Below are 23292 nucleotides of genomic sequence, written 5' to 3'. Positions count from 1 at the left end.
TTGGAGAAAAACCTGATTAGTTATGAAGGAATTGTGTAGCTTTTTGGTCTAGGTTAGTTGCTAGGCCCTCTGCTCCACCTGTGGCAAGCGTACTATTGAAATCTGCACGTTGAGCAGCAACCTGACTAATTCGACCATTTAATAAAATGTCTGTAATGCGCCACCCAGAGTTGCTTTGAGACATGACGTAATCAATGGTGTTCGGGTTGTCTGGGCCATTATAAATAATGGTATCAACAATTTGCCCACCTGTTGGATTGGCACGAACTGTTGGAGAGATTTTGAAAGTTACATTATCGCCCGGAGTGAAGGAAGAAGCATATCGAGCGATTGTAAAGCGACGGAACGAACTTAGAAGGCGTGCTTTATCGGAAGGCTTGAGGGTTTCATAACGAAGACCGACAGAGCGGTGGAGAATACCATCCAAGTCAAATACTTGATCAACGGCTGGAGTGATGATCATAACTCGTTGTTGAAGGGTTTTGCCTTTTGTCTGGGCATCCGTAAGCGCCTTATATAAGGCTTGTACAGGGGCCGCTGCGGCTGAGGAATTGGTGCTACTCACCGAAGTGGTTTGAGCAAAAGCTGACGAATGGATGATTCCTGCAAAAGAGCAAGGAACCAACAGTGACAAGGCTATTTTGAGAGTTAACTTCTGAAACTTGGTCATGCTATTATCCTTCCTAGAAATGTAGTTTAACAAAAAATTATTTGCTTGTCGCATGGTATCGGTGAATTTGCATGACAACGTTCCTATACCTTTGTGGTGTGCGCGTCACACGAATAATTGTAATGCTGTAATTCTATGGGTACAGTTGTGTTGCTCTGCTTAAGATCAAGGGCGTTCAAAGAGACGTGTGATATTTCTTTGAATTTTGGCCTTGTAGGTTAGAGTAAGGCCAATTATCTAGAGGGTAATTTAGAATTATAAAAATCTCTGCGGTACCTAATGTTTTGTGTAGGTATTATGCGGGGGTGGAAGCCAGAGGATTAAAATGGCCGTTCCTTTGATGCAGGCTGTTCGAGTCGGGGGATATGTTGTCAAACAACATCTCACAGGGCGTAAGCGTTATCCGCTGGTCTTAATGCTCGAACCACTTTTTCGTTGTAACTTAGCATGTGCTGGGTGTGGTAAAATTGACTACCCTTCTCAGATCTTGAATCAGCGGATGAGTTTACAAGAATGCTTGGACGCGGATGCAGAAGCCAATGCGCCTGTGATTGCTGTGGCAGGAGGAGAGCCTCTTCTGCATAAAGAAATGCCGCAGATCATCAAAGGATTGGTGGCAAGGAAGAAGTACGTTTATCTTTGCACCAACGGTCTGTTGCTTGAGAAAAAATTAGATGATTATGAACCATCGCCATTTTTCTCATGGGATGTGCACTTAGATGGCGATAAGCTGATGCATGATGCATCAGTTTGCCAAGATGGTGTATTTGAAAAAGCTACGGCTGCCATTAGAGCGGCAAAAGCTCGTGGTTTCCGTGTTTCTATTAACTGTACGTTGTTTGATGGTGCCGTCCCTGAGCGTGTTGCCGCTTTCTTTGATGAAGCTATGGCAATGGGTGTTGATGGCATAATGACAGCGCCAGGTTACGCTTATGAGCGTGCGCCTGATCAAGAACACTTCTTGAATCGTCAGAAAACAAAGCAATTGTTCCGTGATATTTTCCGTTTAGGAAAAGGGAAGAAGTGGCGCTTTACTCAATCACCACTTTTCTTGAACTTCTTGGCAGGGAATGAATCATATCATTGTACGCCTTGGGGCAAGCCTTTGCGTACAGTGTTTGGATGGCAGCGTCCTTGCTATTTGCTAGGAGAAGGCTACGCCAAAAGCTTTAAAGAGCTGATGGAAGATACGGCTTGGGAACAATATGGTACAGGCGCATATGAAAAATGTGCGGATTGTATGGTTCATTCAGGCTATGAATCGACCGCTGTGATGGATGCTATTCGTCGCCCATGGCATATTGCAAAAGTTGCTTTAATGGGGCCAGAGACAGAAAAGCCAATGGCTCCTGAAATTTCGTTAGCTAATCAGCGTCCTGCTGAGTACGCTTATGAAGCGCAAGTTGCAAAGCAGATGGAAAAGATTTCCACAGGTGGAAAACCTGCGCGTGGACCTCGTGTTCGTGTGAATGGCCGTGCTGCAAATGCGGCCCCTGCAGCTGCTGATGCTGCTGATTAAGTGTTAGAATAATATTCAATGAGAAAGCCGGCTTTAACGAGCCGGCTTTTTTATTTTATATAGCCGATGGTATCTTTGGAGATATTTGCGTATTATTAAGCCCCTTTAATTTGGCTTACTTATGTTGATACCTGTTTTAACTATTTGTCTTCTTGTTCTTCTCAATGCTGTTTTTGCTATGGGAGAACTGGCGTTAATTTCAGCAAAACGCTCCCGTTTGGAAATCCTTGCGAAGCGAGGAGGGCGTGGTGCGAAGGCGGCTTTGCGTCTGGCTGATGATCCTCATTCTTTTTTGCCCACGGTCCAGATTGGGATGACGCTTGTTTCCATTTTAGAGGGAACATTTGGAGGTAGCCAGATTGAAGAAACTGTTCACGATTATATCGCGAAGGTTACTTTTTTACGTCCATTTGCAGGTGAGCTTTCAATTGTTCTTGTTGTGGCAGCGATTACATTTGTAATGCTGGTCTTTGGGGAATTGGTGCCTAAGCAGATCGCTTTACGTCAACCAGAAATTATTTCTGCACGTTTGTCGCTTCTGCTGGTTGGTTTGGCACGTGTGACACAACCGGTTGTATGGCTGTTGAGCGGAACGTCTTCCTTGGTGCTTAAGCTTTTGCGGGTAGGTAATTTAACCCGCACTGCTGTGACAGAAGAAGAAGTCAAGGCTGTTCTTGCCGAAGGCGCTAGAGCAGGAGTGCTGGAAACGGATGAACAGGAAATGATTGAGCGCTTGTTGCGCTTGGCTGATCGACCTGTTCGCGCCATCATGACGCCGCGTAACGAATTGCTTTGGGTTGAGCGTCATGCAGATAAACAAACGCTCATTCGTAAGTTACGTCAGTCGTCTTTTTCTCGCATTGTTGTTTGTGAAAACGATATAGATCATCCTGTAGGTGTTATTTTAGCAAAAGATTTACTGGACCGTTTATTGCTTGGAATGCCGGTATCAATAGATGCTGTTTTACGTGAAGTCCCTGTCATCCCTGATAGTTTAAGTGCTCAAGATATGATTGAGCGTATGAAAGGGGTTAATATAGGAATTACCTTCGTCTTAGACGAGTATGGCTCCTTTGAAGGTATTGTGACCCCTTCTGACGTTTTTGAGGCGATCGTCGGAGAAGATGTCAGCGAAGTAAAGGTATTTGATATTAAAGCGGATGAAGAAGGTGGAGACGAATATATTTTTGACGGCTCAATGCCAGCAGATGAGCTTCGCTCTCGTTTGGATTTATCGTCTCTTCCTGGTGGAAACAGCTATCATACAGTAGGTGGGGTGCTTTTGGCGTTATTGCGTCGCGTTCCCGCACAAGGGGATAAGGTGGCTTTTGAAGGCTGGTTGTTTGAGGTCCTCTCTATGGAAAAACGACGTGTTGTTAGCGTACGAGTGAGCCGACAAGCACTCGCTGCTGATTAATTTTTTTAAACAGTGTGAATAAAAAAACCTGTTTGTTCTGGTGCTTTAGGAGAGTAATGACCTTGCTCTCCATATGATTGTTGATTCTGCTGTTCTGGCAATTGGGTAACAGTCGATATTAAATTCTTCTGAAAAGTAATTGTTTCCTGAAGCAGATCCTTATTTCTTTGAGCTACTTCAAGCAGTTTTTGTATATCTTGTTTTGCGGTGGGATAGGGTGATTCGTTATTATTAAGAATTGCCTCTAGCGTATTAATTGTTTTTTGTTTTTCTGGAATGAGGCGGAGAATAGTTGGAAAATCTGCATTAATAAGGGCAGCATTTTCATGATGGATGATGTCGGTAAGGTTTATGATTGCTGATTTCATTTCTTTTCCTGTAAAATTAACATTTGGTGGTTAATTGCTTTGGCTAAGCCTATGCCGCCTTTTTTCTCCATATTTTTAGCAATTTGCTCTACAAGCATCGGGCGAAATTGCTGCTCCCCTATCCCTCCTGAAAACATATTTTGATCATCGTTTTCAGTATTGAACATAGGTTGTAACATTTGGTTAATTGTCATGGATTCAAACTTTTTAGCCGCGTCAGATGTTTTTTTAAGGTCCGGCTTTTGATGATGTAGTGCAAAAAAATGAGAAGATGGGTTGATTTTCATTAACGCATTTCCAATTCAGCTTGCAGGGCTCCATCGGCTTTAATTGCCTGTAGAATACTAATCATATCCCGTGGACCGACCCCCAAAGCATTGAGGCCAGATACAAGCTCACGAAGAGTAGCTCCTGTGGGGAGAACTGTTAAATGATGGTTTTTCCCTGTATCAACATTGATATTAGTACGTGGCACGATAGCTGTTTGACCATCTGAAAATGGGCCGGGCTGGGAAACTTCAGGTGTTTCAGTGACTTGGACTGTTAGATTGCCTTGTGAAACAGCAACAGTACTGATCCGCACATCGGCTCCCATGATAATGGTTCCGCTCGCTTCATCAATAATGACTTTGGCTGGAGAATCAGGTGTGACGGTTAAGTCGCCAATACGTGCTAATGTTGTGATCGGGTCATTGGTTGTGAGATTAATAAGTACAGTTCGTGGATCTTGTACGGAAGCAATATATCCGAGTGTTCGATTGATAACCGCAGCAATACGGCTGGCTGTAGTCAGGTCAGGGTTGCGCAGGCTCAAATGTAGAGAGTGACGATGCGCCAAATCAAAGGGGACTTCACGCTCTACAACAGCTCCATTAGTGATGTGGCCACTTGTCGGAACATTACGTGTAATAGACGCTGCGGCACCACGAGCTGTAAAAGCATTTGTTGCTAAACTGCCTTGAGCTACAGCATAGACCTCACCATCTGCAGCCATAAGAGGTGTAACAAGTAATGTGCCGCCAGTAAGGGAGGATGAATCACCGGCTGCGGAAACCGTAACATCAATTCTGTTACCGCCGTGAGTAAAGGCAGGCAAATCTGCGGTTACCATAACGGCCGCGACATCGTGTGTTTGAAGCTGGGTTTCTTGATTGCGGATATTGACACCCAGTCGGTTCAACATGGAAATTAAAGTTTCACGCGTAAAAATTGAGTTGGTTAGGCGATCTCCTGTTCCATTGAGCCCAACAACGAGACCATAACCAATCAGTTGGTTGGAACGCACACCTTCCATATCTGTAATATCTTTAATGCGGACAGTGGCAGCGTCAGCAAAGAAAGGAAGTAAGAGAATGACGCCTAAAAAAGAGGCGAGAATTAGGCGCATAAAGAACATGAATTTAAGTTATATCCTCTATAGGTAGGGGATGGAGAGGTCTGTAGTCTGCAATAGAATGCAATAAGGTTAGTAAATAAAAGACTAATAGACTTTGGATTTTGCTTAGAAGAATTTATTTATAGTTAGATAAATTATAATATGGGGTTGGCGAAAGCATTTATGCTGAGTATAAACCGCAACATGCTCGCTGGAACTGCTTGTAAGGTAACAGCGTATTTGTAGGGAATGGATGCGCATGATTACGCTGCCGCCGGATTATATACCTTCCGACGAAGAAGAGTTCATGAACCCCCACCAGGTTGAGTATTTCAAGCAGAAACTTCTGCGTTGGCGTACAGACCTGTTGAAAGAAGCTGATGAAACGCTTGCCAGCCTTTCAGAGGGTGGAATTCTTGAGCCTGATATTACAGATCGAGCAAGTGTCGAAACAGATCGTGCTTTTGAGTTGAGAACACGCGACCGAGCCAGAAAATTGATTAGTAAAATTAATATGGCATTGGAACGTGTAGAAAACGGTAGCTATGGATTCTGTGAGGAAACAGGGGAACCTATTGGCTTAAAGCGTTTAGAAGCACGTCCTATAGCAACGCTTTCGATTGATGCTCAGGAACGCCATGAGCGCATGGAAAAGGTGCATAGAGACGATTAAAGGGCTTGCGTTGTGCGTGTTTAAAGGGTAGGAAACGCGCCATAGCTTTTGCGCTGCTGTAGCTCAGTGGTAGAGCACTCCCTTGGTAAGGGAGAGGTCGCGAGTTCAATCCTCGCCAGCAGCACCAGATAAATCTAATAAAAACATATACATAACAACATATATAGCATTTTATAGCGTATCTAAAATTACCAAAATTAGCCGAAGTGCACCACTATGAATCATGCACATCTGTGCACTGGGTAGCCTTGTTGCAAGGTTGATCTTCCTGTTGGAAACTGGGTGCAACTTTGACGTGGGTCTGGTGGATGAGTGATTTCAAAGGGTGTCATTTCCATGGTGAGGTGATTCAGAGCATGAATGAGTAATGTGACACTTTCTCTGAAATTTTAACAAACAGGGATATCTGTGGTCCTCACTGAGGATATTCTGTTTGTTATGATATTTATAACAATAATAACGATATGCCGATGCTATATTTATTCTGGCAGCTCCGTTACGTTTAATAATAGGTGTTGTTTAATGAATACAATAAATCGTGTCGACGCAGATATAGCTATATGTTGTATCGGCTCTTTAATTAATATTATCGCCATGACCGTCATAATGCCGTTCTTGCCGAATTATATATCCGGAATGGGGAATCTCGGTGGCATTTCGGTAATAGTATGGTCTCAGCCTGCTATGCAGCAACATTTATGACAGCGGCTTTACTTGCGCCTTTTTGGGGACGACTTTCTGATCGGTATGGAGCTCGTGTCAATTTACTTCGAGCAAGTTTTGGTATGCTCATAAGTATGACACTTACAAGCTTCGCACGCACTCCTCTTGAATTATTGTTATGTCGTTCTTTAGTTGGTATCGCTGGGGGTTATACATCTGGTGCTGCAAGATTAATCGCTAAAAGAAAGAATAACAAAGGTGGTTTAGCCCAAGGTATGTTTTCATCAAGTATCTTCCTTGGTAGTCTGATTGGTCCCCCTCTTGGAAGTTGGTTTTCTCAATTTTTCGGAATGGAAGGTGCACTGCGGTTAACTGCAGCAATGATTTTATTTAATTGTGCAGCAACTTGTTTTCTTTCGCAGGATACGGAAAACAGCTCAACACAGCAGCGTAAATTATCGCCTTTTGATAAGTCGTATTTTAAATTTGCTGTTATTTACATGACAGTAATAGCAATTGTAATGGCTGCAAGTGTTTCGATTGAACCTAATATAAGCACATATGTAATGATATATGGACATACTGATAATGTCATTAAGGGTGCAGGTTTTGCCCTCGCTGCAATTGCTGTTGCAAGCATAGTATCAGCTACGATATTTGGATATCTAGGGGATAAGATAGGTTACAAAGCTGTTATTGCTTTTGGTCTTATAACTGGCAGTGTAATTTTAATTTTGCATGCTTTTGTCGAAACGTTGTGGGAGATTGTTGCCATACGCTTTTGTCTAGGTCTTGCATTGGGTGGGATTATACCTTGCATTCGAGCCTATATAAAAATGGCATTTAAGCCGGACAGTGTTGGTTCTTTAATCGGATTGACGACGTCTGCTCAATACATAGGACAGGTCGTTGGACCGGTAAGTGCTGGTTTAATTGCCGCGAGATGGGGACTTAATCCCGTTTTCTATATTACTGGTATTTTCGTTATACTTGGAGCTTTGTTAGTATGCTGTGATCGTCAACGAATAACCGCATGCTAATTTTATGGTTTGTGCGGCTCTGTTGCAAAGTGAGGTCAGGAGCACAGATATCCCAACTGGTTTAGGTGGTTTGAAAAGAAAATAGCGATTGATTTCAGAAAGATAGAAGTCGCAATTTTCTATGGAATGAGCCGGGTGAGAGCATATTCATTGGAAGCGGAATAATGAAGAAGGTTCCGAACGGTGGCAAAGACAAACCTCTGACATTTGCTGGAAGAACGGAATTTCTGTATGATCCGTTTTCGCAACGGTAAATACCTGTTTTCAGCGCATTAGTTCACCCTGGAAACGTACCGTTGTAACTTATTGTAGGGGTATTCATATTAGTTACCTAACACGCTTGAGTTAATGTGACAGCGCCCCTCAGAATTTATCCCTTCTAACATATTAAGAAACGGGGATATCTGGTGTTCTCCCCTAACTTTGCAACAGAGTCTATTTCCTTGGGTTGTTTTTCTTTTTCAATTTATTGAAAAACGAAAAAGAAAAATAATCTATAAGTCTTTTCGATTTTTTTAATTGAACTAAAACAAGACTTTACAATTAATATTTGATATTAATCAATTTAGATTAGAGGGGGGGCTATGACAAAAACGATATTGCCGGGGCCATATGTTCTTCAAGAGGGGCAAACTGGCGGCCCCTATATTTATTATTATCCTTATCAAAATATTACCAAGGTTAGTGTAACGGCGAGTATCCCGAAACCGAATGATCCTGGGTTTGATTTTTGGGCCTTGCAAGTGGATTTCGGTAATTACTACTGGTCTAATCCATATGTGCATGGTGGTTTACAAGTTAAAGATAGTCCTGACCCCTATAGGATTAATTGGGGTGGAGTGGTTGCAACAGATACAAATGCAAATGGATATACACAAAATAATCCATTTGATATTGACAAACTGCAGAATGCCAGCCCTAAACAATATTTAGAGGCTGATCAGTTAAAAGATTTAAAGTTTAACTATAACAGCCCTATCACATATACTGTTGAACGAGCAGGATTAGTTACTTTTCTTCCTGGTTATTACACAACAATATATGGTCGTGCTCCTTATTACGTAAATCATATACGTCGTATGTGGCGGTGGACCTTTACTGTTTCATCAACTGACGGTTCTTTTGGTCCAATAAAGCAGGAAGTGTATGTAAATGCTTCTAATATAAGAAGTTCTGTATTTTGGGATGAAAATCTTAAGCCAAACCCTGATTACGTTAAGTCAGAATGGACTAATTATACATACGAAAGCGATACAGACTCTAACGCTAATAATATTGTTTCCTCTTCCACAATAAATCCAGACTCTTTTTTTGCTGAAGTCAAGTCTTATGGTGGGCAGGTTATTTCAGGGCAGAGTATTTCTTCAGGAAGTACTGAGATCGGGTCTAGTGGATATATTGTAAATAATGACGTTTCGTCTGCAAATATAACTGTTTTGTCGGGTGGAACGGTAGAGGATAACAGATTTTCTCAAGGAGCAAATGTTGTTGTTTCTGGTGGAGGAAATGCTGTTTCTGACAAAATTAATGGAGGAACAGTAACGGTCCTTTCTAAAGGACAGGCAACATGGGAGCATATTTCTTCAGGAGGAGTTGTTAATATTAATGACGGCGGCCGAGGTAATGCGCTTACAGTGTCTTCTGGGGGTGTTTTAAATCTTGCGTATAATGCCATTGTTGATAGCGCGACTGTTATTAAGGGAGGAGTTTTTAAAGCAGACCCGTATGCCTACATAAGAGGAACTTATGTAAACTTTGGAAGAATCTCTGGCGGAGTTTTGAACGGGCAAGAGACCATTTACTCTGGAGGACGGCATGATGGTGCGTGGATACGTGGTGTTAGCAAAGATTTTCCCTCTGAAATTTTAGTTCAAAAAGGGGGAATAATTTCCAGCGTTTGGGTTGATAGGTATGGGGTATTAACGGTTCAAGGTGGCGGCATAATAGAGGGTGTCGCTACTTTGGCTCTCGGAGGGTCTGCTGTTATTGGTCCATCTGCTGGTGGGCAAATAAACCTTTATAGTTCTGATAGTAATAATCTTACAATTTCTGGTCTGACTTCTGGTGGGGTTGTTACAACCCAAATTAAAGGTTTCATAAGAAGTGGTGATCAATCACAAGATAAGATTGAGTTATTAGGGGTTAAGCCGAGTGATGTAAGGTCTGTTAGTTATCCGACAGCAGATCAGGTTCAGTTGTTGTTAAAGTCTGGCCGATCAATTGTGATGAACATTGATGGTGTTCGCAGTGTTGGTTACCGACTAGCAGATAGCCCGCAGAACGGCTTGCTTTATGAGACCTGCTTTGTGAGGGGGAGTAAGATCCGCTTAGGCTCGGGCGAGAAGGCTGTTGAGTCGATTGAGATTGGGGATGAGGTTGTAACACTTTGCCCTGAGAGCCAGACATACCGTACGGTTCCAGTGATCTGGGTTGGTCGTAAGCGTATGGTTGTGGATGCAAGCCGCCCTGAGGATCAGGTGGGTTATCCCGTTCGGATCGTAAAAGATGCACTTGGGGCAGGGCTACCTCGGGAGGATCTGGTGGTAACACCGGAACATTGCCTGTATCTGAATGGCGGTTTTGTTCCTGCCCGGATGCTGGTGAACCATCGCAGCATTTTCTATGATCGCACGCTGACGGATTATGATTACTTCCATATTGAGACAGCGGAACATTCTATTCTGATGGCGAATGATGTTCTGACAGAGAGTTATCTGGATACGGGTAATCGGAGCACGTTTGAGGAGCAGGGGAATGTGGTCTCGCTCAGGAGCGGGGTTGGCTCATGGGAGCAGGATGCGGCTGCACCGCTACTCGTTGAACGTGAGGCCGTAGAACCTCTGTATCGTGAGTTTGAAGCGCGTGCGCATGTTTTGGGCTGTGTGGACCATAGGGGAGATGATGAGAGCCTGACGACGGATCCTGATCTGAGGCTCTTGACGAATGACGGGACGATCTTGTCGCGCAAGCGCTCATTGAATGGACGTGAATTGTTCTTGATCCCTCAAGGAACACAATCGGTTCAGATCCTGTCGCGGACGAGCCGTCCGAGTGAGGTCATTGGTCCGTTTGTTGATGACCGTCGAGAGCTTGGTGTTTTGATCGGCGCGATGGACTTTTTCCATGCGACGGGCACAGATCGGATTACGGGACATCATACGGCAGCGGATTTGTGGGGCTGGGCGGAACTTGAGAGTGCATCTTATCGGTGGACGCAAGGTGCGGCCATGTTGCCTATTACTCCTGAAGACCTCAAACAAGGAGGACTGCTGAGTATCCAAGTCATCGCAGCCGGGCCTTATGTCCTAGAAAAGTCTGATACTCGGGATAGTTTAGGCTATACTATAGCGATATAAAGGAAACGCTCTGTATTATTTTGATACAGAGCGTTTCAATATGTAATGCAATATTAATTGACCTCTGTAACAATGCCAATCAGATGAGAACACTAATTTGTGATGTAACGAGAGGCTGATTGGTAGATGACAAAAACTGTTCTTCCTGGACCGTATAATCTTACAAAAGGTAAAACGTCAGGACCACATCCTCTTTTTTATCCTAGTCAACAAGTTACAAAGGTAAGCGTTAACGTTTTAATTAAAGACGTTAAGGATGAGAATGATTTAGATTTCTTTGGTTTACAGGTAACTTTTAGTGAATATCCATGGTCAGCAGAATGGGCACATGGTGGCGTGCAGTTTTGGGGATCTTCTCTATATAGAATAAACTGGGGTGGCCTTGTCGGTACGGATCGAAGTGATGGTTATGTAGATGATAATCCATTTGATATAGATAAAATTCAAAATACTATCCCGCAGTTTATTGATGAGGATGGATTAAATCAAAAGAAATTCAATGCGAATAATACGTTAGTTTATACAGTTGAGCGATCAGGTGCAGTTGATTTTCTACCTGGATATTATACTCCCATTCAAGATAGAAAAGCATATTATGTTAATCATACTCGCCGTATGTGGCGATGGGGATTTACGGTTTCGTCAACCGACGGCTCTTTTAAACCTATTACTCAATATTTTTATACGAGTTCTCCTTATATAACGCAGACGACCTTTTGGGATGAAAATTTTCAGACAAATTATGGAAACTCAAAATGGACTGATTTTACGTATGAAACAGATACGGATAGAGTAAGCAATGTAATTGTATCTTCATCTACTATTAAAGCAGATGAATATTTTCAAAATGTTGAAAGTAGCGGTGGTAAAGTTACTTCTGGAAAAAATATTAATTCAGGGTCATTAACGGTTGGTAGTGGAGGTTATATTGTAAATAACAATGTTTCATCGGCATTAACCTATGTTTCCTCTGGTGGAACATTTGAAAATAATATTATTTCAAAAGGCGCTAATGTTATTGTCTCTGCTGGTGGCGTTGCGGTTTCAGATAAAATCAAAGGCGGTCAGATTACGGTTTTATCGGGAGGGGATGCGACTTGGGAGGAGGTATCTTCCGGCGGGCGTATTGTTGCTCAAAGTGGAGGATTATTAAATGGGCTCACTGTTTCCTCCGGGGGAAAGGTGGAAGCGCAAAGTGGTAGTATTATTGAAAAAATGACTGTTGCTCAAGGAGCAAATGTTTCGATTGCTTCTAACGTGCAAATTCGAGGGGTTATAACGAATTTTGGTCAAATATCAGGTGGTATTTTACGACAAACAGAAACGGTTTATTCGGGTGCGGTTCACAGGAATGTTTTAATTTCTGGTGATTATGGAGCAGCAGATGAGTTTGCTTCTTACGTTAGTGCTCGAGTGATTGTTCAAAGTGGCGGTGCTGTTCGGGATGCAACGGTTGATGAGTTCGGCGAGTTAACCGTTCAAAGTGGAGGGGTAATTTCCGGGAGTATACTTTTAAAGCACGATGGTAAGGTTATAATAGGACCTTCTGCGGGAGGGGTGATCCAATTAGATGGGGCAGATAGTAAAGGCCTAACTATTTCTGGGTTGACATCAGGTGGAGTTGTGACGACCCGTATTAAAGGGTTCCCTGGGACGGATACCTCTCGTCCAGACAGGGTTGAGTTATTAGGGGTTAAGCCGAGTGATGTAAGGTCTGTTAGTTATCCGACGGCAGATCAGGTCCAGTTGATGTTAAAGTCTGGCCGATCAATTGTGATGAACATTGATGGTGTTCGCAGTGTTGGTTACCGACTAGCAGATAGCCCGCAGAACGGCTTGCTTTATGAGACCTGCTTTGTGAAGGGGAGTAAGATCCGCTTAGGCTCGGGCGAGAAGGCTGTTGAGTCGATTGAGATTGGGGATGAGGTTGTAACACTTTGCCCTGAGAGCCAGACATACCGAACGGTTCCTGTGATCTGGGTTGGTCGTAAGCGTATGGTTGTGGATGCAAGCCGTCCTGAGGATCAGGCGGGTTATCCCGTTCGGATCGTAAAAGATGCACTTGGGGCAGGGCTGCCTCGGGAGGATCTGGTGGTAACACCGGAACATTGCCTGTATCTGAATGGCGGTTTTGTTCCTGCCCGGATGCTGGTGAACCATCGCAGCATTTTCTATGATCGCACGCTGACGGATTATGATTACTTCCATATTGAGACAGCGGAACATTCTATTCTGATGGCGAATGATGTTCTGACAGAGAGTTATCTGGATACGGGTAATCGGAGCACGTTTGAGGAGCAGGGGAATGTGGTCTCGCTCAGGAGCGGGGTTGGCTCATGGGAGCAGGATGCGGCTGCACCGCTACTCGTTGAACGTGAGGCCGTAGAACCTCTGTATCGTGAGTTTGAAGCGCGTGCGCATGTTTTGGGCTGTGTGGACCATAGGGGAGATGATGAGAGCCTGACGACGGATCCTGATCTGAGGCTCTTGACGAATGACGGGACGATCTTGTCGCGCAAGCGCTCATTGAATGGACGTGAATTGTTCTTGATCCCTCAAGGAACACAATCGGTTCAGATCCTGTCGCGGACGAGCCGTCCGAGTGAGGTCATTGGTCCGTTTGTTGATGACCGTCGAGAGCTTGGTGTTTTGATCGGCGCGATGGACTTTTTCCATGCGGCGGGCACAGATCGGATTACGGGACATCATACGGCAGCGGATTTGTGGGGCTGGGCGGAACTTGAGAGTGCATCTTATCGGTGGACGCAAGGTGCGGCCATGTTGCCTATTACTCCTGAAGACCTCAAACAAGGAGGACTGCTGAGTATCCAAGTCATCGCAGCCGGGCCTTACCTCACTTCAAGAGAGGATAATTCTCCAAATCCAAGCGTTAAAATCGCTTAAAAAAATTAAAAGTTAGTATAAGGTAAACATTGCCGTCTTGTTTCGTGGTTGAAATAGACGGCAATCATATATTTTCTTGGGGTATTCTTCTCAAAATAAGTGATTATAAAATAAACACGAGTATTTACTTAAAATTTCAAGGGAAGTTGATTTTTTTATTAAGACATGTATTGTTACAATATGACAAAAAAAATTCTTCCTGGACCATATCTTTTGAATCAAGGAACGACGTCAAGTCCTTGGTTTAATTTTATGGTAGACCCTAATTTCTCTCCTACTTCGGGCGTTACGAGAGTTGGTGTAACGACTTCCATTGGGAAGTCAGAAGAGGAGGGCTTGGATTTCTTTGCTCTTCAAGTCAATTTTCTTTGGGCCCCTTGGGTGGATACAGGGGTGCATGGCGGATTACAGGTGCATGGAGCACAGGCGTGGCATATTAATTGGGGAGGTTTGGTAAGTTCAGATACTAATTATAATGGCTATCAACAAAATAATCCATTTGATATGGATAAGATGCAAAATAGTATTCCTCAATATGTTGATTTAAGCTCAGTTAATTTTAACTATAATAAGCCAATAAAATACTCAGTAGAGCTGGATGGAAAAGTTATTTTTCTACCGGGTTATTACAACAAGATAGAAGGAAGAACACCTTATTATGTAAATCATACTCGTCAACTTTGGAAATGGAATTTTATCGTTTCGTCAACAGATGGCTCTTTTCAGCCTATTCAACAAAGTATTTATACGAATAGACCTTATATTTCACAGGCTATCTTTTGGGATGAAAATGTAAGAAAAAACTCTGTCCAATCGAAATGGACTGATTTTACATATGAGAATGCTGGCGGTCGAACGGCTGCGGTTACGGTTTCATCATCTACTATAAATGCCAATGATTTTTTCTCTAGCGTACAAAAAAGTGGCGGTAAAATAATTTCAGGTCAGGATATTGTTAATCAAGTAATTGATATTGGGGATAATGGATATATTGTTGAAAATAATATTGCATCTTCTACTATTAATATAACCTCTTCTGGTACAGTAGAGAATAATATAATTTCGAAAGGTGCAAATATTGTTGTTTCCTCTGAAGGGAATGCAGTTTCAAATAAAATATTGGGTGGTGTTGTTACCGTACGTTCGGGGGGGATAGCAACATGGCAAAATATTTCCTCAGGGGGCAGGGTTAGTGTAGAAGGCAAAGGACACGCAAACGGAACTATTATTTCGTCTGGTGGAAGGCTAGAAGTATCTGCAGGAGGCATTGTTGATTCTGCAACTGTTGTAACCGGTGGGGTAATACTAGCAAGTCCTAAAGCAGAGTTGAGAGAAGACTTTGCAAATAACGGGATGATATCTGGCGGCATTCTAATGGGTAATGAAAAAATTTACTCTGGAGCGCAGCATAAAGATGTTTATGTATCCGGTGCCTTTAACGGGGATAGAAGATCAGGTTACTTAGAATATAAAAGTGAAATAACAGTTTTAAGAGGCGGAAACCTGTTCAATGCTACTTTTGATAATGAAAGTGTTTTAACTGTCCAGAATGGGGGCAGTATTTCAGGAACGGTGGTATTGAAAAATGGGGCTTCTGGTGTGATTGGCCCTACAGCGGGCGGAACGATTGATTATTATGGAGATGGAAATACTGGATTAACGGTTTCAGGACTTGCTTCGGGTGGAGTATTAACAACAGTTATTAATGCGTTCCCGAGTAAAAGTAAAAATTACTTGAATGGGTTTAATATCGCAGGTGTAAAATCGTCTGATATACGCTCGTTGAGCTATCCTACCACAGATCAGGTTCGATTGCAGTTAAAGTCAGGGCGAGAAATTACTCTCAATATTGTTGGCGTTAAAAATGCGGGCTATCCATGGCCTCCAACTCAAACACTTAATTTGCGAGATGGCTTTGAAGACTTCGACAATATTGAAAGCTTAGATGCGCGTGAAAATATTGCCGCTTGCTTTGTGAAGGGGAGTAAGATCCGCTTAGGCTCGGGCGAGAAGGCTGTTGAGTCGATTGAGATTGGGGATGAGGTTGTAACGCTTTGCCCTGAGACCCAGACATACCGAACGGTTCCTGTGATCTGGGTTGGTCGTAAGCGTATGGTTGTGGATGCAAGCCGTCCTGAGGATCAGGCGGGTTATCCCGTTCGGATCGTAAAAGATGCACTTGGGGCAGGGCTGCCTCGGGAGGATCTGGTGGTAACACCGGAACATTGCCTGTATCTGAATGGCGGTTTTGTTCCTGCCCGGATGCTGGTGAACCATCGCAGCATTTTCTATGATCGCACGCTGACGGATTATGATTACTTCCATATTGAGACAGCGGAACATTCTATTCTGATGGCGAATGATGTTCTGACAGAGAGTTATCTGGATACGGGTAATCGGAGCACGTTTGAGGAGCAGGGGAATGTGGTCTCGCTCAGGAGCGGGGTTGGCTCATGGGAGCAGGATGCGGCTGCACCGCTACTCGTTGAACGTGAGGCCGTAGAACCTCTGTATCGTGAGTTTGAAGCGCGTGCGCATGTTTTGGGCTGTGTGGACCATAGGGGAGATGATGAGAGCCTGACGACGGATCCTGATCTGAGGCTCTTGACGAATGACGGGACGATCTTGTCGCGCAAGCGCTCATTGAATGGACGTGAATTGTTCTTGATCCCTCAAGGAACACAATCGGTTCAGATCCTGTCGCGGACGAGCCGTCCGAGTGAGGTCATTGGTCCGTTTGTTGATGACCGTCGAGAGCTTGGTGTTTTGATCGGCGCGATGGACTTTTTCCATGCGGCGGGCACAGATCGGATTACGGGACATCATACGGCAGCGGATTTGTGGGGCTGGGCGGAACTTGAGAGTGCATCTTATCGGTGGACGCAAGGTGCGGCCATGTTGCCTATTACTCCTGAAGACCTCAAACAAGGAGGACTGCTGAGTATCCAAGTCATCGCAGCCGGGCCTTACCTCACTTCAAGAGAGGATAATTCTCCAAATCCAAGCGTTAAAATCGCTTAAAAAAATTAAGGAACTCATAATAATTAAAGGGGGGGTAAGTTAATGGTTGGTTATCAAAAAAGAAAATATAATTTATTTTGTGGGTTGTTATATCAGTTATAAATGATACATATAACAAAGCTGAGGAAATAGCCGTCTTCAGTTGTAGTGATGACGCTCGGGAAAGACCGAGAGACTGAATTTTTTGCACTCCCCCCCTCCCCCTAAAAAATTCAGGCAGCAGGTGAAAGCCCTGTAGCGGAATGAGTTTTAGCGTTATCTTTTATCAAAAATGATAAAAGAAACAAAAATACTTTTAAAGCATTATAGAGTAAATTATTATTTGAAAATTCAGAAGATGAGGTCAGGGATGTCATATAATTCAAGTAGCAAAGCAGACTCTAGGCAAGACATACCTGATTATTTTTTGAGCATTTTAAAACAAGCGGAAGTAGTTTCTTTCGATGTTTTTGATACTCTTCTCATCCGTACTGTGGCTGATCCGACGGATGTTTTTACGATTATCGAAAGAAAATTGAATATTTTAGGGTTTGCGGAAGCGCGGATTCAGGCCGAGCATAAGGCGCGATCTTTATCATGGGAAAAACACGAAACCCACGAAGTTAATATATACGACATATATAAACAGTTTTCGATTAAAGGGAAAAAATTTACAAAGCGCGATATAGAAAAATTTGTTGCAGCAGAGTTAGAGATTGAAAAAAGTGTTTTAAAAGCATCGCCTATTGTTAAAGGTGTTTATGAAAAGGCCCTAGAGTTAGGGAAAACGGTTATAGCTGTCTCAGACATGTATTTGTCAGAGGAGCATGTTCGGTCCTTCTTGGAAAAAGAGGGATATAACATTAAGAAAATTTTTGTTTCTTCTGATTATAAATCATCGAAGCATGAGGGTGGTTTATATGAGGACGTTGCAAAGAAATTAAATGTTTCATTGAAGAAAATTGTTCATTTTGGAGATAATTTTCATTCAGATGTTTCTGTTGCTCTTGAGAAAGGGGTGGCAGGTTGCTTTATATCTTCTTTACGAGAGCAACTATGGAGCGATTGTCGGTATAACCAGACAGCCATTCATAAGCTTTCGAGTTCTTATATGGAGCGCAAGGGAAGTGAACGAAATTTATTTTCTTCAATCGTTGCTGCGTATATAGCGCAGTTTAAAGCTAAAAAACCGACAGCATCAATTCCAGAGCAGTTTGGGGCTATGTATGGAGGCCCTCTTGTTGTTGGGTTTATTATATGGCTTCAATTGATACAGAAATTAGAAAATGTAGATTGTTTGCGTTTAGCCACACGCGATGGGTATATTATTAAGAAAGTGTGGGATTTACTTGGTTTCGACCCTGATCGTGCACAAGTAATGCAAAGTTCACGGCGGTTAACGATGTTACCTGCGATTTATGTGGATTTTGAAAAAGAAATTACCTCATTGCTCAATACAAGCACATCTTCAACCATGAAGGAGTGCATTGAGCGGTTGAGTTTGGGTAAGGAAACAGACACTTTATTGGAATATATTAAGAAATTCATTTCCATCGAAATGAAAATTGATACGCCAGTAAAGAATTTAGCTGCCTTACGGGCATTAAGAGACAGTAAGAACCATTTGAAGAAAATCGCTCTTGCTGAGAAAAATGCTTATACGCAGTACATGCAGTCTGAAGGGTTTGATCCCAAGAAAGATGCTTTTGTGGATTGTGGTTGGGCATTGTCTTCTCAGCGTCGTACAGAGAGGATGCTCGGTAGTAAATTCCGTGGATATTATATTGGCTCTTTAGAACATGCTTACATGCATGATCAAATTAGGGATTTCTTGTTCCATAAAGGTGACCATTCTGGTTGGGTGAGTATTGTTGAACAAGGGGTGGAGTTATTAGAGCTACCTTTTGCCTCTAATAACTTACAAGTTTCTCACTTTGAAGAAAATGCTCAGGAAAAGAACGGTGTATCGCCTGTTTATATTGAGCAAGCACGCCAGTATGACATTGTAAGAAGTGCTTTCATTGATAGAATGCAAGACCAGATTTGTGATTTTGCAGAATACGTTAAGCCACTGATTGATATCGTTACCGTTTCTGAGATGCGGGAAGCATTATTTATTCTCTTTGATGCATTGGTAAATACACCAACGCCATACGAATACAATAATATTAGTGCATTACCGCATAATCGTGAGCTTGGAGCTTCTGGATTTGCAACGATCGGTACGTTCTGGAGAACAGGCGGAGGTCACTTTGCGCAAATGACACATCAGCCGACATGGAAAGACTATGCACGACTAGGTGTTATTTCGATAAAAGACGTTGGTGTAAAAGTGACATGGTTACGGGCCAAACGTGTTCTGAGACGCAAGGTTAGTAATAAGTTAAAAAGAAAATGAGCCTTTGAGTTTAAGAGCAGGTGTTTAGGAAGTGATAAACACCTGCATGGTTCATTTGTGTTATATTAAATCGCATCCAAGGAGAGTTGGCTTGGTTGGGTCTGAAGAAACACCCGGGTGCGAGCATAATATTTTTTTTGGATGCCGTTTTTGTAATTTCTAACGGATCAATATTTTTGTTGCTGAACTTAGCCCAAAGGAACATACCTCCAGCAGGGTAAGTAAAGAGTTCCAAACCGTTTTTTTTCAATTCTTGTGCTGTCTTCTCTCTGACGACACTAAGTTTTTCTTTGATTTTCTGGATATGCAGACGATATCTCCCTTCTGAGAGAATATATTGAACGATGGCTTCGTTGATATTGCTGCTGGTAAGATTATAAGACATTTTAAGATGTACAATGCGTTGAACATGCTGAGGTGAACAAGCCATAAAGCCAACGCGTAGCCCCGGGGCAATTGTTTTAGAGAAACTGCCAATATAAATGACATGCTTAAGCCCTCCAAATGAGGACAGGGTAGGTGTGGTGTTGTCAGACAGGCCACCAAAAATATCATCTTCAATGAGGGTAAGGTTATACCGCTCTGCTAAGCGTAAGAGTTGCTGAATTGTTGAGCGGCTGCAATTTGTCCCGGTTGGGTTTTGTAAGCGTGTATTAATAATGAAGGCTTTGGGATTTTGAGTTGCAATTAATTTTTCTAAATGCTCGAGGTCTGGGCCATCTTTTAATCGGGGGACGGCATGTGCAGATAAGTGTAAAGTAGTAAGGAGCGGGAAAAGGTTACAATATCCTGGGTCCTCAACTAAAACGTGATCTCCCGGCTGAGTTAAACTACGAATTGAGAGTTCTAAAGCCTGACTGGCACCATGAGTGAGAATAATTGAAGAAATATCGCAGTCTATATTTTGCTGATGGAGTATGTGGCGAATACTCTCGCGTAAAGCCTTATATCCATATGGGTTTCCATATTCGAGGATAGAGGTATCTTGGCGTCGAGATAAGTTTGAGAAGGCATTTTTGATACTGCTGCTAAATAGATAGTCTTTATTGAGCCATCCACTGCCAGCCTGAATAACGTGAGGATTGATCTCAAAGGCGCTTTGTAACATCCACAAAGCATCAATTGAGGGGTAAGGAAGAGGCTGTTGGGGTAAGACTATTGGCGAGTTATTATCCCGATACGTGACATAAAACCCGCTTCCTTTATGCGCTTCGATTAACCCTTCGGCCACTAACCGATTGTAGGCATTGGATACGGTTAGAAAACTAACGTGTAACTCCTGAGCAAGCCGCCGAATGGATGGAAGTTTACTTTTTGGTACCCAATCGCCTTGAGTGATTTTTGTTTGAATTTCATTAAATATTTGCTGAACGATTGGTGTCGAAAGAGCAGGATTAAGAGTGATCATGAAAATTGCTCTATTAAAATGAGTATATCAGTATCGATATAATTAGCTGGAAGTGTATATATACATTTCAATACGACATCGAGATAATAACGAATGCGTGTCTGATTTATTTTTCGGGCTCACATTATAAAAAGCATTCTAGAAGAGAGATCAGATAGATGTCGCAGATAAAAAATGAATTTGACTATGTCGCGACCATCAAAAAAGGAACGTATTGGTTCCCGTTCACGGCAAATAGGCTTGTAAAAGCAAATCCTGAGCCTCGCATGATTGTTTCGGCAAAAGGTGCTTATTACCAAACAATAAACGGTGAGGCTCTGTTTGATACGCTTTCCGGGTTGTGGTGCACCCCTTTAGGACATGGTCACTTCAAGATTGCTGAAGCCCTAAAAAAACAAGCCGAAACATTGGATTATGCAACGACGTTTCAGATGATTAATCCTGAAACTGTACGTTTATCCGCTCGGATTGCTCAAAAAGCTCCCGATGGCTTAGAGCATGTTTTCTTTACAAATTCTGGTTCTGAAGCCGTTGATACAGCTCTTAAACTAGCCTTAGGTTATCATAGGTTAAAAGGAGAGGGACAACGCTTTCGTATGATTGGCCGTGAGCGTGGCTATCATGGAGTTGGATTCGGAGGCATGTCGGTTGGAGGGATTGTTCCCAACCGTAAAATGTTTGCATCTGGGATGATTCCGGGTGTGGATCATATTCAGCATACGTATAATCGTGAAAAAACGGCTTTCACAGCAGGACAGCCCGAGTGGGGCATTGAGCAAGCTCAGGATTTAGAACGTCTTATCGGGCTACATGATGCTTCAACAATTGCAGCAGTGATTGTTGAGCCGGTTCAGGGTTCAACAGGTGTAATTGTTCCCCCGATTGGGTATTTACAAAAACTTCGAGAGATCTGTACTCGGCACGGAATTTTATTGATTTTTGATGAGGTGATTACGGGCTTTGGGCGTTTGGGGGAAAATTTTGCAGCCCAACGCTTCGATGTAAAGCCTGATATGATTACGTTTGCCAAGGCGATTACAAATGGGGTGATCCCGATGGGTGGCGTTCTCATTAGTGATGAAATTTATAATACATTTATGTCCGGTCCAGAGAGCGCTATCGAGTTTGCTCATGGTTACACATACTCCGGTCATCCGATGGCGACGGCGGTAGCGCATGTTGTGTTGGATATTATGGAACAAGAAAATCTTGTTGAGCGCGTGAAAGCGTTAGAGCCTGTTTTGCAAGAAGCCGTCCATGATTTACGAGATCTGCCGGGCGTTCTTGATATCCGTAATATCGGTTTGAGTGCTGCGATTGACCTTTTGCCTGTTGAGGGAAAGCCTGGAGCAAAGGGTATGGCCGTCTTTAATGAAGGGTTGGAAAATGGCCTGCTGCTCCGATGTGTAGGAGATACGATTGCTTTTGGCCCTCCCTTTATTTCAACTCCTGCGCAGATACAGGAAATGATGATGAAGATTCGTCATATTTTGCAGAAACTTGGTTGACCGCAGAAAGGATTAAAAAATGCCATTATTACATTTTCATGTATATGAAGGGCGTTCTGAGCAAGAGATTAAAACTCTATTAGACGCTGCGCATGAAGCAATGCTGGAGGCTTTTCAGGTTCCTCCGGGGGATCGGTATCAGATTGTTTCGGAGCATAAACCGTCCCACATGATTGTTGAGGACACAGGATTAGGGATTCCTCGGACAAAAAATGTTGTTCTGCTTCAGGTGTTTAGTCGCCCGAGAGGGGAGGAAGCCAATCAGCTTTTTTATCGCCTATTGGTAGAGCGGCTTGAGCAGAAATGTGGAATTTCGCCATCAGACGTTATGATATCTGTTGTCGAGAATGGTGATGCACATTGGTCTTTTGGTTTGGGGCGCGCTCAGTTTCTCACCGGTGAGCTGCCTTTGCCTAAAAAGAGTTAAGAATTGAGATAATTGATATTTCATCGCATAAAAGTAGATCTCAAAATATGAGGAGGGCTTTTATGCGATTTTTAACTCGTTCTTTTTTTGCATTTGCATTGTTAAGTGCACCCTTATCCGGTGCTATGGCTCAATCGAGCGCATCAATGCCTGCAAGTTGTGACAATTCAAAATTTCTGTCTGATCAACAAAGTTTTGAGCAAAATGGTCCAACTAAAATTGACCTACCAGAGCATATTTGTGGAAAAGTGATAGCCGTTGCGCCTCGTGCAAAGAGAACACGGAGTGGTTGGCATGGCTATTTTTATGTTGATGTTGGCCAAGGGGTATCGATTCGAATTGTTTCTGACCTAGATGAAATGAATGCTCCTCGGTGGCCTTGGGTTAATAAAGGCGATAATGCTGAGATTGAAGGGCGCTATTATTACGACAACTTGCGTAGCCAAGGCATTGATTGGACGCATCATGGCAGCAGCCGCAAATGGCAATGGCCGGGTTATGTTGTCGTGAATGGAACACATTACGAGTAAAAATAAAAAAGGGTCCGCAAAATGTTGGCGGACCCT

16 protein-coding genes and 1 tRNA gene are annotated in these 23292 nt (G+C 43.0%); 12 read left to right on the top strand and 5 right to left on the bottom strand.

The window, feature by feature from the left end; genetic code table 11:
- Positions 1 to 16 precede the first annotated feature (16 nt).
- Entirely contained in the window at positions 17 to 670 is a 654-nt protein-coding gene (locus E3D00_RS02975; protein WP_141459807.1) for an ABC transporter substrate-binding protein, read from the bottom strand.
- Between the two features lie 325 nt (positions 671 to 995).
- On the opposite strand from E3D00_RS02975, the gene hpnH reads away from it, so the two are divergent.
- Both hpnH and E3D00_RS02965 read left to right on the top strand, forming a co-directional pair.
- Positions 996 to 2189 (top strand): adenosyl-hopene transferase HpnH, encoded by a 1194-nt coding sequence (gene hpnH, locus E3D00_RS02970; RefSeq protein WP_141459805.1) that lies wholly within the window; start codon positions 996 to 998, stop codon positions 2187 to 2189.
- 121 nt (positions 2190 to 2310) lie between these two features.
- Positions 2311 to 3606, top strand: coding sequence for a hemolysin family protein (locus E3D00_RS02965; protein WP_141459803.1), 1296 nt, complete (start codon positions 2311 to 2313; stop codon positions 3604 to 3606).
- Between the two features lie 5 nt (positions 3607 to 3611).
- Here the strand turns inward: E3D00_RS02965 and E3D00_RS02960 are convergent, their stop codons facing one another.
- The 3 genes from E3D00_RS02960 to E3D00_RS02950 are packed head-to-tail and all read right to left on the bottom strand — an operon-like array spanning position 3612 to position 5361.
- On the bottom strand, positions 3612 to 3974 hold the full coding sequence (locus E3D00_RS02960) for a hypothetical protein (protein ID WP_141459801.1): 363 nt from the start codon (positions 3972 to 3974) through the stop codon (positions 3612 to 3614).
- Positions 3971 to 4261, bottom strand: a complete 291-nt coding sequence (locus tag E3D00_RS02955) for a rod-binding protein (RefSeq protein WP_141459799.1) — start codon at positions 4259 to 4261, stop codon at positions 3971 to 3973. Before E3D00_RS02955 ends, E3D00_RS02960 begins: the two co-directional genes overlap by 4 nt.
- Positions 4261 to 5361, bottom strand: coding sequence for a flagellar basal body P-ring protein FlgI (locus E3D00_RS02950; protein WP_246091515.1), 1101 nt, complete (start codon positions 5359 to 5361; stop codon positions 4261 to 4263). Before E3D00_RS02950 ends, E3D00_RS02955 begins: the two co-directional genes overlap by 1 nt.
- A gap of 247 nt (positions 5362 to 5608) precedes the next feature.
- Here E3D00_RS02950 and dksA point away from each other — a divergent pair, with 247 nt between their 5' ends.
- The 7 genes from dksA (at position 5609) to E3D00_RS02915 (ending at position 19383) form a co-directional block, all read left to right on the top strand.
- On the top strand, positions 5609 to 6022 hold the full coding sequence (gene dksA / locus E3D00_RS02945) for an RNA polymerase-binding protein DksA (protein ID WP_141459795.1): 414 nt from the start codon (positions 5609 to 5611) through the stop codon (positions 6020 to 6022).
- 52 nt (positions 6023 to 6074) lie between these two features.
- Positions 6075 to 6149, top strand: a tRNA-Thr gene (locus E3D00_RS02940).
- Positions 6150 to 6720: 571 nt separating this feature from the next.
- Positions 6721 to 7725, top strand: coding sequence for an MFS transporter (locus E3D00_RS02935; RefSeq protein ID WP_181441987.1), 1005 nt, complete (start codon positions 6721 to 6723; stop codon positions 7723 to 7725).
- 584 nt (positions 7726 to 8309) lie between these two features.
- The gene (locus E3D00_RS02930) at positions 8310 to 11081 is read left to right on the top strand and encodes a Hint domain-containing protein (RefSeq protein ID WP_141459793.1); all 2772 of its coding nucleotides are present in this window, start codon (positions 8310 to 8312) and stop codon (positions 11079 to 11081) included.
- 126 nt (positions 11082 to 11207) lie between these two features.
- Positions 11208 to 13985 (top strand): Hint domain-containing protein, encoded by a 2778-nt coding sequence (locus E3D00_RS02925; protein ID WP_141459792.1) that lies wholly within the window; start codon positions 11208 to 11210, stop codon positions 13983 to 13985.
- A gap of 180 nt (positions 13986 to 14165) precedes the next feature.
- On the top strand, positions 14166 to 17006 hold the full coding sequence (locus E3D00_RS02920; RefSeq protein WP_220093257.1) for a Hint domain-containing protein: 2841 nt from the start codon (positions 14166 to 14168) through the stop codon (positions 17004 to 17006).
- Between the two features lie 349 nt (positions 17007 to 17355).
- The gene (locus E3D00_RS02915; protein ID WP_141459790.1) at positions 17356 to 19383 is read left to right on the top strand and encodes a hypothetical protein; all 2028 of its coding nucleotides are present in this window, start codon (positions 17356 to 17358) and stop codon (positions 19381 to 19383) included.
- Positions 19384 to 19393: 10 nt separating this feature from the next.
- Here E3D00_RS02915 and E3D00_RS02910 read toward each other — a convergent pair whose 3' ends face one another.
- Entirely contained in the window at positions 19394 to 20791 is a 1398-nt protein-coding gene (locus E3D00_RS02910; RefSeq protein WP_141459789.1) for an aminotransferase-like domain-containing protein, read from the bottom strand.
- Between the two features lie 158 nt (positions 20792 to 20949).
- On the opposite strand from E3D00_RS02910, the gene E3D00_RS02905 reads away from it, so the two are divergent.
- The 3 genes from E3D00_RS02905 (at position 20950) to E3D00_RS02895 (ending at position 23256) form a co-directional block, all read left to right on the top strand.
- The gene (locus E3D00_RS02905) at positions 20950 to 22299 is read left to right on the top strand and encodes an aspartate aminotransferase family protein (protein ID WP_141459788.1); all 1350 of its coding nucleotides are present in this window, start codon (positions 20950 to 20952) and stop codon (positions 22297 to 22299) included.
- A gap of 19 nt (positions 22300 to 22318) precedes the next feature.
- Positions 22319 to 22726 (top strand): tautomerase family protein, encoded by a 408-nt coding sequence (locus E3D00_RS02900; protein ID WP_141459787.1) that lies wholly within the window; start codon positions 22319 to 22321, stop codon positions 22724 to 22726.
- 62 nt (positions 22727 to 22788) lie between these two features.
- Positions 22789 to 23256: a DUF3465 domain-containing protein gene (locus E3D00_RS02895; protein WP_141459786.1), complete on the top strand. Its 468-nt coding sequence runs from the start codon at positions 22789 to 22791 to the stop codon at positions 23254 to 23256.
- Positions 23257 to 23292 lie beyond the last annotated feature (36 nt).

Origin of the sequence: Swingsia samuiensis (assembly GCF_006542355.1) — a bacterium.
GTDB classification, from domain to species: Bacteria; Pseudomonadota; Alphaproteobacteria; order Acetobacterales; family Acetobacteraceae; genus Gluconobacter; species Gluconobacter samuiensis.
This window is presented reverse-complemented; position numbering and strand designations above follow the sequence as displayed.